The sequence below is a fragment of the Bradyrhizobium sp. WBAH42 genome (assembly GCF_024585265.1).
Taxonomy (GTDB): Bacteria; Pseudomonadota; Alphaproteobacteria; order Rhizobiales; family Xanthobacteraceae; genus Bradyrhizobium.
This window is the reverse complement of sequence record NZ_CP036533.1, coordinates 5,640,564-5,654,772: the sequence shown is the minus strand read 5'-3', so window position 1 is coordinate 5,654,772 and position 14,209 is coordinate 5,640,564. Positions and strand designations below refer to the sequence as shown.

General features: G+C 63.9%; 16 protein-coding genes and 1 tRNA gene. 11 read left to right on the top strand and 6 right to left on the bottom strand.

Going from position 1 to position 14,209, the window contains the following annotated elements:
- Positions 1-74: 74 nt before the first annotated feature.
- Positions 75-1,088: a tripartite tricarboxylate transporter substrate binding protein gene (locus tag DCG74_RS26470; protein ID WP_172783461.1), complete on the bottom strand. Its 1,014-nt coding sequence runs from the start codon at positions 1,086-1,088 to the stop codon at positions 75-77.
- A 201-nt stretch (positions 1,089-1,289) separates the two neighbouring features.
- On the bottom strand, positions 1,290-1,775 hold the full coding sequence (locus DCG74_RS26465) for an outer membrane protein assembly factor BamE (protein WP_172783462.1): 486 nt from the start codon (positions 1,773-1,775) through the stop codon (positions 1,290-1,292).
- A 98-nt stretch (positions 1,776-1,873) separates the two neighbouring features.
- Here DCG74_RS26465 and DCG74_RS26460 point away from each other — a divergent pair, with 98 nt between their 5' ends.
- The 8 genes from DCG74_RS26460 (at position 1,874) to DCG74_RS26425 (ending at position 7,631) form a co-directional block, all read left to right on the top strand.
- Positions 1,874-2,425: a ubiquinol-cytochrome C chaperone family protein gene (locus DCG74_RS26460; RefSeq protein WP_172783463.1), complete on the top strand. Its 552-nt coding sequence runs from the start codon at positions 1,874-1,876 to the stop codon at positions 2,423-2,425.
- Positions 2,422-2,985 carry a DUF177 domain-containing protein gene (locus tag DCG74_RS26455; protein WP_172783464.1) on the top strand — a complete coding sequence of 188 codons (564 nt, stop codon included), beginning with the start codon at positions 2,422-2,424 and terminating at the stop codon, positions 2,983-2,985. The genes DCG74_RS26460 and DCG74_RS26455 overlap by 4 nt, the downstream gene beginning before the upstream one ends.
- Before the next feature lie 298 nt (positions 2,986-3,283).
- Positions 3,284-4,345 carry a phosphate acyltransferase PlsX gene (gene plsX, locus DCG74_RS26450; protein ID WP_172783465.1) on the top strand — a complete coding sequence of 354 codons (1,062 nt, stop codon included), beginning with the start codon at positions 3,284-3,286 and terminating at the stop codon, positions 4,343-4,345.
- Positions 4,342-5,322, top strand: a complete 981-nt coding sequence (locus DCG74_RS26445) for a beta-ketoacyl-ACP synthase III (protein WP_172783466.1) — start codon at positions 4,342-4,344, stop codon at positions 5,320-5,322. The genes plsX and DCG74_RS26445 overlap by 4 nt, the downstream gene beginning before the upstream one ends.
- 132 nt (positions 5,323-5,454) lie before the next feature.
- Positions 5,455-5,796: an integration host factor subunit alpha gene (locus DCG74_RS26440; RefSeq protein ID WP_036010431.1), complete on the top strand. Its 342-nt coding sequence runs from the start codon at positions 5,455-5,457 to the stop codon at positions 5,794-5,796.
- Between the two features lie 24 nt (positions 5,797-5,820).
- The gene (locus DCG74_RS26435) at positions 5,821-6,402 is read left to right on the top strand and encodes a MerR family transcriptional regulator (RefSeq protein WP_172783467.1); all 582 of its coding nucleotides are present in this window, start codon (positions 5,821-5,823) and stop codon (positions 6,400-6,402) included.
- A 111-nt stretch (positions 6,403-6,513) separates the two neighbouring features.
- Positions 6,514-6,591 (top strand) — tRNA-Pro (locus DCG74_RS26430).
- Between the two features lie 164 nt (positions 6,592-6,755).
- A complete protein-coding gene (locus tag DCG74_RS26425) occupies positions 6,756-7,631 on the top strand; it encodes an outer membrane protein (protein WP_257187438.1) in 876 nt (291 codons plus the stop codon).
- 179 nt (positions 7,632-7,810) lie between these two features.
- On the opposite strand, the gene DCG74_RS26420 is transcribed toward DCG74_RS26425, so the two are convergent.
- Together DCG74_RS26420 and DCG74_RS26415 are read right to left on the bottom strand one after the other, a co-directional pair.
- A complete protein-coding gene (locus DCG74_RS26420) occupies positions 7,811-8,317 on the bottom strand; it encodes a septal ring lytic transglycosylase RlpA family protein (RefSeq protein ID WP_246570722.1) in 507 nt (168 codons plus the stop codon).
- 317 nt (positions 8,318-8,634) lie between these two features.
- Complete coding sequence (locus DCG74_RS26415; protein ID WP_172783469.1) at positions 8,635-9,258, bottom strand: TetR/AcrR family transcriptional regulator; 624 nt, start codon at positions 9,256-9,258, stop codon at positions 8,635-8,637.
- Positions 9,259-9,379: 121 nt separating this feature from the next.
- On the opposite strand from DCG74_RS26415, the gene DCG74_RS26410 reads away from it, so the two are divergent.
- Complete coding sequence (locus DCG74_RS26410; RefSeq protein WP_172783470.1) at positions 9,380-10,354, top strand: alpha/beta hydrolase fold domain-containing protein; 975 nt, start codon at positions 9,380-9,382, stop codon at positions 10,352-10,354.
- A 152-nt stretch (positions 10,355-10,506) separates the two neighbouring features.
- Here the strand turns inward: DCG74_RS26410 and DCG74_RS26405 are convergent, their stop codons facing one another.
- Positions 10,507-10,746: a hypothetical protein gene (locus tag DCG74_RS26405; protein WP_025036674.1), complete on the bottom strand. Its 240-nt coding sequence runs from the start codon at positions 10,744-10,746 to the stop codon at positions 10,507-10,509.
- Between the two features lie 405 nt (positions 10,747-11,151).
- Here DCG74_RS26405 and DCG74_RS26400 point away from each other — a divergent pair, with 405 nt between their 5' ends.
- Both DCG74_RS26400 and DCG74_RS26395 read left to right on the top strand, forming a co-directional pair.
- The gene (locus DCG74_RS26400) at positions 11,152-12,123 is read left to right on the top strand and encodes an SDR family oxidoreductase (RefSeq protein ID WP_172783471.1); all 972 of its coding nucleotides are present in this window, start codon (positions 11,152-11,154) and stop codon (positions 12,121-12,123) included.
- A 251-nt stretch (positions 12,124-12,374) separates the two neighbouring features.
- Positions 12,375-13,487 (top strand): S9 family peptidase, encoded by a 1,113-nt coding sequence (locus DCG74_RS26395; protein ID WP_172783472.1) that lies wholly within the window; start codon positions 12,375-12,377, stop codon positions 13,485-13,487.
- A 14-nt stretch (positions 13,488-13,501) separates the two neighbouring features.
- On the opposite strand, the gene DCG74_RS26390 is transcribed toward DCG74_RS26395, so the two are convergent.
- Positions 13,502-14,008 carry a MarR family winged helix-turn-helix transcriptional regulator gene (locus tag DCG74_RS26390; protein ID WP_035712871.1) on the bottom strand — a complete coding sequence of 169 codons (507 nt, stop codon included), beginning with the start codon at positions 14,006-14,008 and terminating at the stop codon, positions 13,502-13,504.
- Between the last annotated feature and the right edge of the window lie 201 nt (positions 14,009-14,209).

The window sequence follows — 14,209 nt, the reverse complement described above, 5'->3', positions numbered from 1 at the left end:
ACGAAGCAATCCAGGGTCTTTCCACGGAGAGATTCTGGATTGCTTCGCTTCGCTCGCAATGACGAGGGAGAGACCTACTGCACGTCCATCTGCAGGCCTTCCTTCTGGATGATGCCGGCGAACTTCTTCGTCTCGGCGTCCACGAAGGCGGCGAACTGCTCCGGCGTGCCGTAGTCGGCACGGGCGCCCATGGCGGCGATCTGCTTCTTGACGTCGTCGCGCTCCAGCATCGCCTTGACCTGGAGATTGAGCGCATTGAGCACCTCGGGCGAGACGCCCTTCGGCAGGAACACGGAGAACCAGGAGGAGATGTCGAAGTTCGCGAGCTCCGGTGCGCTCTCGCGCATGGTCGGCAGGTCTTTCGCGAGCTCGCTGCGCTCGGGCGTGGTGACGCACAGGCCGTTGAGCGTGCCGTTCTGCACCTGCGGCAGGCTCGGATAGAGGTTGTCGAACAGGATCTGGATGTCGCCGGCGAGCGCCGCCTGCAACGCGGGTCCGGCCCCACGGAACGGGATGTGCGTCATCTTCAGGCCGGTGAGCTGGAGGAACCAGGCGCCGGTGAGGTGAGGGCTCTGGCCGACGCCTGAAGAGGCGTAGCTGAGCTTGTCCGGATTGGCCTTCAGGAACGCGATCAGCTCGGGAATCGACTTGATGCCGGTCTTCGGATGCGCCGAGACGATGTTCGGAATCCGGATCATGTTCGAGACCGGCTGAAGCTGCTCCGGCTTGTAGCTGAGGTTCTTGAAGATGCTGTAGGCGATCGCGTTCGGGCCCGGATTGCCGACCAGGATGGTGTGACCATCCGGCTTGGCGCGCACGGCCTCGGCCGTGCCGATGGTGCCGCCGCCGCCGGAGCGGTTTTCCACCACGGCCGACTGGCCCCAGGCGGCTTGCAGATGCGCAGCCAGGAGCCGGCCCATCACGTCGGTCGAACCGCCGGCCGCGGCCGGCACGATGAGCCGAACGTTTTCTGTGGGCTTCCAGTCGGCAAGGCTCGATCGCGGCAGAAAAGCTGCGGCCGAAAGGCCGGCAGCACCGGCGAGCACGCGACGGCGCGACAATAAAGTGTTCTGAAATTTCTTGGGCACGAATCCACTCCTGCTTCTTGCTTTGCAGGAAGCGTAGGGAACGCTACGTGCGACCGCAAGTCGCGCGCGACGACAAGTGCCGCGCAGAGGGCGGCACGACGACGCAGGCGCGAAGCCATTTACCTTCCGATGGAATTAGCCGGCTCCGAAGGCTGGTTCGACGCGAAGCGACGAGCGCTTCGATCGAAACCTTCGGCGGCTTCAGTTGAAGCTCAGCAGCTTGAACAGCGGTGTGAGGTAGCTCATCTCCTGACCCGACGTCGGCGTGGTGCGGCTGATGAAGTCGAAGATCTTGCCATCCTGGAGACCGTAATTCGCCAGCCTGCGCACGCGCCGGTTCTTGTCGAAATAGACCGCGATGACGCGCTGATCGACCACCTTCTGGTTCATGAAGGCGACCGGGCGCTCCGAGCGCTGCGAGATGTAGTAGAACACTTCACCGTCGAGGGTCGCGACCGTCGAGGGCGTACCCATCACGATCAGCACCTGGTCCTGGCTCGCACCGATCGGAATCTGCTCGAGCGCGCCGGGCGGCAGGATGTAGCCCTTCTGGAACTGCTCGCCGGTGCAGGCCGCAAGGGCCACGCCGACCATTGCGGTCGCCGCGAGCATGCGCAAGCCGCGCCAGCAGGCATGAAGGCCGCGCCGCACGTCCGCGCGCGGGCTGATCTGGTTCGTTGTCGTCATAGCGGAACTGATTCCGTCCCCTTGCGTCGCGCGAGGCGCTGAAGTACCGGGCTGGGCGTCTGAATGCAACTCGCGCGCGCCCGCTTGCGGAAACCACAATGCTTTGGCCGTTCAATCACTTCAGGAAACCCCGGCGAACCCCGCCAGGCACCATTGAAGCCATCTATGGCATGATCGTGACGCGGGCGCGAGAACCCATATTTTACCGGGACTTGGGCGTACCCGACACGGTTAACGGGCGTTTCGACCTGTTGCTGCTGCATCTGTGGCTGTTGCTGCGCCGCCTGCGCGCGGTTCAGGGCGCCACGGAGCTGTCCCAGGCGCTGTTCGATCGCTTCTGCGAGGACATGGACGACAATCTGCGCGAGATGGGGGTGGGCGACCAGACCGTGCCGAAGCGGATGCGGGCCTTCGGCGAGGCCTTCTACGGCCGCGTCCAGGCCTATGACCAGGCGATGGAAGCCGGCGGCGAGGCTCTGGCATCGGCGATCTGCAAGAATATCTTGAATGGGACCGGTTTCGACCAGGCCAAGCGGCTCGCGGTCTATGCGCGGGCCAGCGAGGCCGATCTCGGCCGGGCCGAAGAGGCTGCGCTGCTGCGCGCGTCCTTCACGTTTCCCCCGGCGTTGCCAGAGGGTGTCACGCCATGAGCCGACCAGATTCCGCACCCGATCCGTGGCGGGCGCCCGTCATCGTTGCCCAGATCCCGGACGCCGGGCTGCATCGCGAGCTCGAAGCATCGGCGGCCGAGCGGCAGGCGATGGCGGAGGTCGCGGGCCTGCGCGAGATCCTGTCCGCTCATGCCAGCTTCAATGTCGTGCCGAAAAGCGGCGGGCGGGTCCAGGTCACGGGCCTCGTCCGCGGCCGCATCGGCCAGACCTGCGTCGTCACGCTCGACCCGATTGAGACCGAGATCGAGGAGGAGGTGGACCTGATGTTCGCCCCCGAGGCCGAGGCGCGCCGCCTGGCCGACCTGATCGAGGAGGGGCAGGACGATGAGGCGCCGCCCGAAGTCGCCGACCCGCCCGAGCCGATCACGGGCGGCATCATCGATCTCGGCCGGCTCGCCACCGACGTCCTGTTCCTGGCGATCGATCCCTATCCGCGGAAGGAGGGCGCCGTGTTCGAGGTGGAGGTCACCGCTCCCGACCCCGAGGACCATCCCTTCGCCGTGCTGAAGGCATTGCAGGACAAGAAGAAGGAACAGTGAGGGGCATTTTCCGCTCGCGGCCGCCTTGCCAGGGCACGCGAGCCATTTGCCTCGATGGTTTGAGACAGCCGTTTATCCGTCTGATTTCAATGTGTTTCCTGCGAAATCCGCGGCCGGCGGCCGGATCGCCTCGGATGCAAAAGGCTGGGGGCAAGAGGTTGTTTCGGGGGCACAAAACGCTATTGTCGCGCCCCGGTTCGGGTGCGGCGTGGCGCTTGGCCGGTCGCCATCTCGGTGGCAAACCCATTTTGCGGCCCCGCTAGCTCAGACTGCACCAGACCAGGTTTCCAGGACTTTCATGCCAAGCAAGGTTCGCATCGCGCTGGACGCCATGGGGGGCGATGTCGGCCCCGCAGTGGTCATTCCGGGCGCCGCCATCTCGCTTGGCCGGCATCGCGACACCGAGTTCCTGCTGGTCGGCGACCGCGCCCGGATCGAGCCCGAGCTCGACAAGCACCCGAAGCTGAAAGCCGCCTCCAGAATCGTCCATACCGACGTCGCCGTCAGCATGGAGGACAAGCCGAGCCAGGCGCTGCGGCGCGGCCGCAAGACCTCCTCGATGTGGCTCGCGATCGATGCGGTCAAGAAAGGCGAGGCGGATGTCGCGATCTCCGCCGGCAATACCGGCGCGCTGATGGCGATGGCCCGCTTCCACCTGCGCACCCTGCCGGGCATCGACCGCCCCGCGATCTCGGCGATCTGGCCGACCCTGCGCGGGGAGTCGGTCGTGCTCGACCTCGGCGCCACGCTCGGCGGCGATGCCCACCACCTGGTCTCCATGGCAGTGATGGGCGCGGCCAAGGCGAGCGTGCTGTTCAACAAGCCCCGACCCACGGTCGGGCTGCTCAATATCGGCGCCGAGGAGATCAAGGGCCACGAGGAGATCCGCGAGGCCAGCGAGATCTTGCGGGCGCGGAACCTGCCGGAGCTCGACTATATCGGCTTCGTCGAGGGCGACGGCATCGGCAAGGGCCTGGCCGACGTGATCGTCACCGAAGGCTTCAGCGGCAACATCGCGCTGAAGGCGGCCGAGGGAACCGCACGGCAGATGGCGGAATTGCTCCGTAACGAGATGCAGCGGAGCTGGACGTCCAAGCTCGGCTATCTCTTCGCCCGCAGCGCCTTTCAGGCCCTGCGTAACAAGATGGACCCCAATAAGTCCAATGGTGGCGTGCTGCTGGGACTGAACGGGGTAGTGGTCAAGAGCCACGGCGGAACCAACGCCGAAGGCTTTGCCTATGCGATCGATGTTGGCTATGAGATGGCTCACTACGATCTCCTGAACAAGATCAATCAGATGCTCAACCGCGAGGGTGGTGCACTCAAATCCGTGCAGCCCGCGCCGGAGGATGTTTCGTGACTCAGATTCGTTCGGTCGTGCTCGGCTGCGGCTCTTATCTGCCGGAGCAGGTGGTGACCAACGCCCAATTGGCGGCGCGCATCGACACCTCCGACGAGTGGATCGTGCAGCGCACCGGCATTCGCGAGCGGCACATCGCGGCCGAGGGCGAGTTCACCTCGCACCTCGCCATCAAGGCGGCACAGGCGGCGCTCCGCGACGCCGGCGTGGACGCGCAGTCGATCGAGCTGATCGTGCTGGCGACCTCGACGCCCGACAACACCTTCCCTGCGACGGCCGTCGCCGTGCAGCACGGGCTCGGCATCAATCATGGCGCGGCCTTCGATCTCCAGGCGGTGTGCTCGGGCTTCGTGTTTGCGCTGGCCACCGCCGACAATTTCCTGCGCACCGGCGCCTACAAGCGCGCGCTGGTGATCGGCGCGGAGACCTTCTCGCGCATCCTCGATTGGAATGATCGCGGCACCTGCGTGCTGTTCGGTGACGGCGCCGGCGCCGTGGTGCTGGAGGCGCAGGAGCAGCCCGGCAATGCCGCGACCGACCGCGGCATCGTGACCACGCATCTGCGCTCCGATGGCCGCCACAAGGCAAAGCTGTTCGTGGACGGCGGGCCGTCCTCGACCCAGACCGTCGGTCATCTGCGCATGGAGGGCCGCGAGGTCTTCAAGCATGCGGTCGGCATGATCACCGACGTGATCGTCGATGCCTTCAAGGCGACCGGGCTCAATGCCGACGGCATCGACTGGTTCGTGCCGCACCAGGCCAACAAGCGAATCATCGACGCTTCCGCGCACAAGCTGCACATCGCGCCCGAGAAGGTGGTGCTGACGGTGGACCGCCACGGCAACACCTCCGCGGCCTCGATCCCGCTGGCGCTCTCCGTGGCGCGCAGGGACGGCCGCATCAAAAAGGGCGACATGGTCCTTCTGGAGGCCATGGGCGGCGGCTTCACCTGGGGCTCCGCGCTGGTGCGCTGGTAAGCCACACCGATAAAATTTTGCCGGAATCCACGCCGATTATCGCTAGGTCTGCATTGATGTGCGGTGTTGACCGCCGTATCGTAAGCTCATAATTTCAGACGAGAATTGTTCGCCGTGAGGTGGGGCAGGGCGATGAGCGAGACCAGCAAAACCGTAACGCGTGTCGATCTGTGCGAAGCCGTCTACCAGAAGGTGGGCCTGTCGCGCACGGAATCGTCCGCCTTCGTGGAACTCGTGCTGAAGGAGATCACCGACTGCCTGGAGAAGGGCGAGACGGTGAAATTGTCCTCGTTCGGCTCCTTTATGGTGCGCAAGAAGGGCCAGCGCATCGGCCGCAACCCGAAGACCGGCACCGAGGTGCCGATCTCGCCGCGCCGCGTCATGGTGTTCAAGCCCTCGGCGATCCTGAAGCAGCGGATCAACGCCCAGCACCGCACCAACGGCGACGCCACCCAGGCTCAGGAAGAGGCGTAACCGCCTTTCGGAAAGGACTGGCATTTGGATAAGGCGCCGGATGCGTTCCGAACCATCAGCGAAGTAGCGCAGGAACTCGACATTCCGCAGCACGTGCTGCGGTTCTGGGAGACCCGCTTCTCCCAGATCAAGCCGATGAAGCGCAGCGGCGGCCGCCGCTATTACCGCCCCGACGATGTCGACCTGCTCAAGGGCATCCGCCGGCTGCTCTACGGCGAGGGCTACACCATCCGCGGGGTGCAGCGGATCCTCAAAGAGCACGGCGTCAAATCGGTGCAGGGCCTCGCCGACAGCGCGGCCGCGGTCTCGTTCGGCGCCATCGAGGACGCCATCGGCGCGAGCCTGATGGAGCCCGAGGACGAGGAGGCGCCCATCAAGGGCGTCACCGACACCGACGATGACGACTATCAGGGCGATGAGGAGGAAGGCATCGACTTCCGCTTCACCGAGATCGACGACGAGGAGATTCTCACCACCTTCCGCAAGGGCGGTGCCGCCGCCGCGCCCGCCGGCCCCAGCGCGCTCGACCGGGAGCGGCTGGAGCGGGTGCTCGGCGACCTCGTCGCCTGCAGGGACATGCTGGACCAGGCCCTCAAGGACGGCTAGGGGCGGGCCCGCCGGCTTTCCGGGGCAGTTCCGGCCCGCTTGGGCGGATACACCAAAATGCTGCGGCCTCGCCTTGCGCAAAGCGGCGATCCTAGCTAATGGAACGACATTCGGAGCGTGGCGCAGCCCGGTTAGCGCACTAGTCTGGGAGACTAGGGGTCGGAGGTTCAAATCCTCTCGCTCCGACCAAATTCTTCAAGAATCGAATTCCTTTCCGGCCGTCGGTTTACCGCGGGCCGGCCGTTTGCGGTTGATTTTGCAAGGTCCCGCAGGTGTTGCCCTCGCGTCACAGCGTCCAGCGTCAACATGATTTATGAATTTCGGGCACTTTGGAATCGCGGAGGGGGCGTCCCGTGAGAAGAGGACTGGCTGCTATAGCAGTCTTGGCGAGCGTCGCGTCGGGGGCGGAAGCTGCTGACCAAAGCCCTGCACTTTTGACGAAGGCGCGCCCGGCTGACTCCAACCCAAGCTGGACGGGATTTTACGCTGGCGGCAACGTTGGCGGCGCATGGGCAGACCGGTCGGTGAATTTCACGAGTGACGCGGCCTCCGCTTTCATCTTCAATCCTGGAGTCCCGCTTTTGCCTCCGTTTGCGGGGCAGGTTGCTCCCAGCCCTCACGATTTTTCGATGAGTGGTGTAACGGGAGGGCTGCAAGCGGGCTACAATTGGCAACTCGATGGCAAATGGCTGGTCGGCGTAGAAGGTGACTTGAGCGCATCCAGCTTGCGCGGCGGCGGTCGTGAAACAACGCCGCTTCTACCCCCAGCTTTCGCACAGACCATCTCGGCTGAGCAAAAGATTGACTGGTGGGGGAGCATTCGTGGGCGTCTGGGGGCGCTGGTCACGCCTAGCGTTCTTTTGTATGGCACCGGCGGCTTTGCTTTTGGTCGAGTAGCGACATTTGACGACTACATCGCGAACGGACCGGGTGGCGCTTTCGATATCTCCGTCGCCGGCACTTCATTCAACTGTACGATCGGATCGACTTGCTTCACGGGGACCGATTCCCGCATTCAGACTGGCTGGACGGTCGGTGGAGGCGGCGAATGGCGCTTTGCGCCTCGTTGGAGCTTCAAGGCCGAATATCTCTACGTTGACCTCGGCAAATCGTCGGTGGCAGTCAACGCACTCGCAACGGGCATCGGTCCGAACCTGTCCAGATACACCGCAAATTTCGGCCGGGCGGATTTCCACGTCGCCCGAGTCGGCGTGAACTATCATTTTTGACCTTTGGAGCAGATCGTGCCCTCGGAATGATAGGGACCTCCGGCAATCGGTCGCGCAACACGGTATTGTGCGCGACCGCCTTTATCGCGCTGACGCCGATGAAGGCGGCGAGTACTGGAAGGGTTATATCCACAAGCGCGTCGGGTTATTTAATGTCACCGCCCTTCAAATGTCATCCGCTACAACACCTCGGCACGAACCTGAGCTACGCCGCGATTCGTAATCCCCAAGCTGCGCGCGGCAGCGAGCGAGAGATCGAGGACGCGGCCACGAATGAACGGGCCTCTGTCATTGATGGTGACGATGACGCTGCTTTCTCCATGGGTCACGCGGACCTTGGTGCCGAATGGCAGGCTGCGATGCGCTGCCGTGAGGTGATTCCGATTGAATGACGAACCGCTCGCTGTCTTGCCTTTGGAATACGAATAATAGGAGGCCTTTCCCGAAAAGACTCGATTGAACGATCGCATGCCCGAGCGATCAGCCGATGGCTCTTGTGCGGTTGGAGGTGGCGCCTCAATCTGATCCTTCTTCGTCTGTTCGACTCCAGCAGGCGCCGGCTCTGCCTGCGCGCTCGGAATGATGGACCATCGGTCCTTGAAATCCTGTGCCGCAGCGCCGTTCGCGTTCAATCCGATCCAAGCAGGGAATGTTGCAATCGCCGCCATTCTGATGAGAAGATGCATTGTCGACCTCATGAACGATTGAAGATCAAGCCGACAATGCAAGCTCCCGAGGTCGCGTTCCTAACAAGCGCAGAACGGTGATGGCGTACCGACACCGCGGAGCACCTCCCGCTCTCCAACCTCAAATAATAAGGCATTTATTTTCCGGAATTAAATATATTTAAATATTTAAATCAACGAGGTGGTCGCGTCCGGGCGGAGGTGGGCGCGCGATACGATCAGCTTCGGAGGCAGGGAGAGCGATCTTCATCAGGCCAGGTGCGAAGCTAGAAGCGTCGTGCGTAGCTAGATCGCAAGTGCCCTGGCTCGGCGCCCACCTATCTCAAATACCCCACCACCATCCGGGTCGTCTCGTCCACCAGCACCTTCAGCATCTTCTCCGACAGCATCTCGGCGCCGTTCAGCACCGTGTTGTGCGCGATGGCTTCGATCGTGCTCACGCACATGAACGCTGCGAGCGCGGGATCGATCTTGCGCATCTCCTTGCGGTGGCGTTCGAGATAGGTGCGCACGAGGGCGTGGATCTCGTGGCTGTAGGCTTCGACCTCCGCGAGGTGGCCGGAGCGGGGGATCTGCTCGGCGAGGACGCGGTGCAGGTTCGGATCGATGTGATGGGCCTCGATCGCGACCGTGACGAGGCGGCGCACGGCCTTCTCGATCGGCAGGTCGGCGACCTCCGCGAAGGCGGCGCGCACGACCGTCATGATCGCATCGTTGTGGCGGTCGATCACGGCGGCGACGAGGGCTTCCTTGCTTGGAAAATATTGATAGAGCGAGCCGACGCTGACCCCGGCGATCTCGGCGATGCGGTTGGTGCTGGCCTTCTCGAAGCCTTCCTTGACCAGAATGCGAGCAGTTGCCTCGACCAGCGCGTCGACGGTGGCGCGGGATCGCTCCTGCGAGGCGTTTTTCCGGGGTTTTGTGGGCGGTTTGCGGGCCACGGTCTTGTGATCTGAATGCGAGTAGGAAAAGCGAGCGAATGCTCGCATTATATCGGCAAGTGGCGGCGGGTCGGCAAGCCTCTTTGTCGCCGGGTCGAAACAGCCGGATGGGGATGTGGCGATGAGCGTTGCGAGACTTGTATCGGCCCTTCAATTCTGTCCGGGCGGCTGCGTATTCGGCGCGCGGGCACCGCGCGATCCAGCACCAAGCCTGCAAAGCCGGGCCTTCAACCTGCTGCTGCGGCTGCTGCCATTCAAGAAGCAGCTGGCATCAGCCGAGGTCGTGCAGGCACACGTGCAGAAGCTCGCATTGGATCCGGCCTCGTTCGAGCCGACGGGACTTGGCGGCGGCGTCGAGGTGACCCTGACCAAGATGGGCGGCTGGCCGGTCTATTACACCGCGCCGGCGTCAGGCCACGAGGGCTGCAACTACGTCATGTTCCTGCATGGCGGCGGCTACATCAACGAGATCGTGCCGGCGCATTGGCGCTTCGCCGGCGAGATGACGCGCAAGGCGCGCGTCTGCTGCGTCGTGCCGATCTATCCGCTGGCGCCGCGGGCGACCGCCAAGGACGTCGTGCCGGCGACGGCCGAGCTGCTGCGCATGCTGCTGGAAGACGCGGGCGACGCAAAGGTGACAGTCGTCGGCAATTCGGCGGGCGCTGGCCTTGCGCTCGCCGCCTGCCAATGGCTGCGCGATCGCGGTCATCGGCAGCCGAGCCGGATGCTGCTGATCTCGCCTGCGGCCGATGCCTCTATCAGCCGTCCGGAGCAGGTTGCGATCGCGGCGCTCGATCCGATCCAGGACATTCCGGGCATCGTCGAGGCGGCACGTCTTTATGCCGGCGAGCTCGATGTCGGCCATCCCTTCGTCAGCCCGCTCAACGGCTCCTTCCGCGCGCTGGCGCCGATGACGATCTTTTCGGGCACGCGCGATCTTCTGTATCCCGACAGCGTCGATCTTGCCGCGAGGGCGAGGGCGGTGGGCGTGCCGGTCGAGCTGCATCTCCTGCGCGAGCAACCGCACAACTTCGCGCTGATGCCGACCCCGGAAGGGCGGCGGGCGCGTGCGATCATCGTGCGTGAGGTGGCTTAGAAGGAGGGCGTGATCATTGTCACAGAGCGCCTGCCGCGATCGGTCTGGCGCTGGCACTGTCCGCACGGAGGGATAAGCGGCCCCCGGGGCGTTTCCTCTTGGCTCGGTCGTCCTGGTATCCGTGGTCTTGGCACCAGTAGTTTTGCGGGGCCTTAAGCGTGGCCCTTGATCTCATAGTGACCCGGCACGCATTTGTAGCGCTCGAGGCGCCAGTTCGCGTGATAGATCGGATGCTCGCCCATCCACTTCGCAAGAGGCGCTTGTGCGCCGATCGCGCACTGCATCAGCGAAATCTCGGGCGTCATGTTGCTGTCGGTCACGATTTCCTCGACGCAACTGCCTGAGCTGGCTGCGCCAAGCCGGCAAAGCACGGCAACGACGGTCACGAACATTCCTATCACCTCGTCGGTTGTTTCTGACCACGAAGAGGATGCAAGCGGAGTGCCAGAGCCTGTGACACGCAAACAACACGCTGGCCCAGTCGACTCAACCCAGCGTCCGCCCCCATTTGACGATTCGGATTGTAAAAAAAATGCCATTAACCCGAAGCCGGACAAATACGGGGGACCTGCAGGAAAATACCCGGGAATGATCGATTGTCCGGGCCGCGTTGCCTATGAGCCACTTCACAAGGCCCGCACAGCGTCGCCCGTAGTCCGCCTGCCGAAATAACCGAAGGCGAGGATGGCAGCGCACGCTTTTACCCGTGGATGTCGCGCTGCTACAGTTTTGCGCGCGCCGCGGTCAGCGGCGCCGTGACCAAGAAACACACCGACAAGGGGAGGGACCGAAGTCCCATGAAGGATTTTGCTGGAAAGATCGCAGTCATCACCGGCGGCGGCACGGGAATGGGGCGCGAGCTCGCGCGGCAGCTCGTCGCCGAAGGCTGCAACGTCGCGATGTGCGACGTCTCGGAAGCGGCCATGGCCGAGACCAAGCGGCTCTGCGAAGTCGAGAAGCTGCCGCAGGGCCTGCGCGTCACGACGCACGTCGCCGACGTCGCGATCGAGGATCACCTGAAGCGCTTTCGCGACGAGCTCGCCGAGCAGCAGAAGACGGACAGGATCCATCTGTTGTTCAACAATGCCGGCATCGGCGGCGGCGGCAGCCTGTTCACCAACACCCGCGAGCAATGGGAGCGCACCTTCAACATCTGCTGGGGCGGCGTCTATCTCGGGGTGCGCACGTTCCTGCCGATGCTGGTCGCCGCGGACGAGGCCCACATCGTCAACACCGCGAGCGTCAACGGCTTCTGGGCCTCGATCGGCATGAACCAGGCGCACACCGCCTACAGCGCAGCCAAGTTCGCGGTGAAGGGATTTACCGAAGCGCTGATCAACGATCTTCGCCTGCATGCCCCGCACGTCAAGTGCTCGGTGGTGATGCCCGGCCACATCGGCACGTCGATCGTCTCCAATTCGCGCAAGGTGCAGAGCGGCGACGGTTCGGAGCAGCTCAATGCCGACGAGGTGGCGCTGACCCGCAAGCGCATGGCTGCGGCCGGCGTGCCGGATACCGACAAGATGTCGGACGAGAACATCCAGGCGGCGTTCGCCGAGCGCGCCCGCAGCTTCCTGGAGGACGCGCCGACCACGGCCGCGCAGGCGGCGACGATCATTCTCGACGGCGTCAAGGCGGAGCGGTGGCGCATCCTCGTCGGCGAGGATGCCAAGCGCCTCGACGAGCGCGTGCGCGCCACGCCGGAGCAGGCTTACGACCGCGCCTTCTACGAAAGTTTGACGCAGGAGGTCGGCTGGCGGCTTGGTTGAGGCCGCCCTTGGGGGCGCGCCAATATGGGTATGATGATCGTCATGGCAAGAGAGGCTCGAACAATTTTGTGTGCCAGCTCCTGCCAACGTTCGCCCCACTCGATGAGCTGTGGGGGAGGTCACGCATGCATCATGACGATGTTCAAGCGATGTTGATCTCAAATGCCTGTAGTGGCGCGCGCGGCGGCTTGGTCGGCGATCTGAAATGGTTTAGTCAGTCCTGTGTAAGGCGACATAGAACGTAGCTCCCGATGATCCCCGCATGCCTCTCCGAAGACTGGACCCTTTGCCCGGAACGAGAGGACATCTCGGCTGAGTTCACGCGGCTCCTCACCGCAGCCCAAGAAGGCGGCGCCACGATCGCGGAATGCCTGATGATCGCGCGGCGGCTGAAAGGCGCCGACGACAATTCCTGGTATCGCGAGTGGAAGAAGCTGGCGCAGACCAATCGGCAGCGCGCGGAGACCGCGTTCGCGGAAGGACACCTGGCCAGCGCGCAGCGCAATTGGCTACGCGCGATGAACTATTATGGTGCCGCGGCGATGCCGCTCGACCCCTCCGATGAGCGCCGCTGGGTCGCGGTGCTGGCGATGCAGGAATGCGCGCGCCGCTATCTCGCCGCGCGCAGCCCCGCCGGAGAGGTGGTGACGATACCCTGGCTCGACGGGCATTCGCTGCAGGGCTATTTCCTTCCTGCGTCATCGGGGAAGGAGCCGGCTCCGACCGTGATCTGCATCGGTGAGCCCGGCCACCGCAAGGAAGAATTTCTGTTCAAGCTCGTGCCGCATGCGCGCGAGCGCGGCTTCTCGATGCTGGCGCTCGACCTGTTCGGCGATCAGCGCGACGATTTTCTCGATGCGCTGCTGCGGCGCCAGGATCTCGAGAGCGCGATCCCCGGCGTCATGGACTATCTGGAGACGCGGCAGGACGTCGACTTCGCCCGCGTCGGGATCATCGCCGATGGCTGGGGCTCGTCCTTCGTCGCACGTGCGGTGCTGCAGGAGCCGCGGCTTGCCGCCGCCGTCTGCGACGGCGGCCTGTGGGACCTGCACGAGCGGGCCTTCTTCGCCAGCCGATTCGCGATGAGCGACGTCAGCATCGTCCCGGTGCCGCATGCGCCACTGATGGCCTCCAGCGCCGACTGTCCGGTGCTGATCACGCTCGGCGAGGACGGCTGGCTCAAGGCGGACCGGGCGCGTCAGCTCGTCCGGGACTCCCGGCTCGGCAGCTCGGATGTGATGCTGAAAGTGTTCACCGCGGCGGAGACCGGCGCGGCGCAGGCCCATGCCGACAATCCGAGTCTTGCCAACGAATACATCTTCGACTGGCTGGAATCGCGGCTCGGCGGCGGCCTGCGAATCTAGCGGCGGCGCGACCGTCAGAAGTCCAGGGTGAGGCGGACGCAGGCCTTTTCCAGGCGGGTCTTCAACGTCGCGAGCTTGGTGGTGAATTCGGTGAGCTCGGCCTCGTCGAACTCCTGGAAGACGAATTCCTTGATAGTCTTGTACTGCTCGTTGAGGCTCGCCAGGTGCTTCTGCGTCTTCTCGGTCAGGGACAGCCGGACCACGCGCGCGTCGGTCGGCGAGGGGCGGCGGCGCAGCAGGCCCTTCTTTTCCAGCAGCTTGGACTGGGTGGTGACGAAGGAGGGATCGACGTGAAGGAGCTTGGACACGACGTTGACCGGAATGCCGTCGTCCTTGTCGAGGTCGGAAATCGCCATCAGGATCAGCCATTGCGGCCCGCTGATGCCGAGCGTCCTCGCCCAGAACTGACGCAGCTCCTCAAGATACATGTTGATCGACGATATCTCCCAGGTGAAGCGCCTGATGATATCCAGGTTGCCGATGGTGCGCAGGCGCGCGCCTTCCTTCCTCGTCGCGGACACAGCGTCACTCCCGCAAGCTGATTCTCTTTCCCACGGCTCATATGGGGTGGGCATAGTCCACGCAACTCTGCTCTGATGCAAGTGCAGAGCAGGGTAATCGTGTCACGAAAACTACAAATATGACCCAGTCAGTCTTTTTCGCTCAGCACCGGTGTTGCGCCGCAGACACAGGGTTAGTGAAACCACAAAGCTGATCTAATA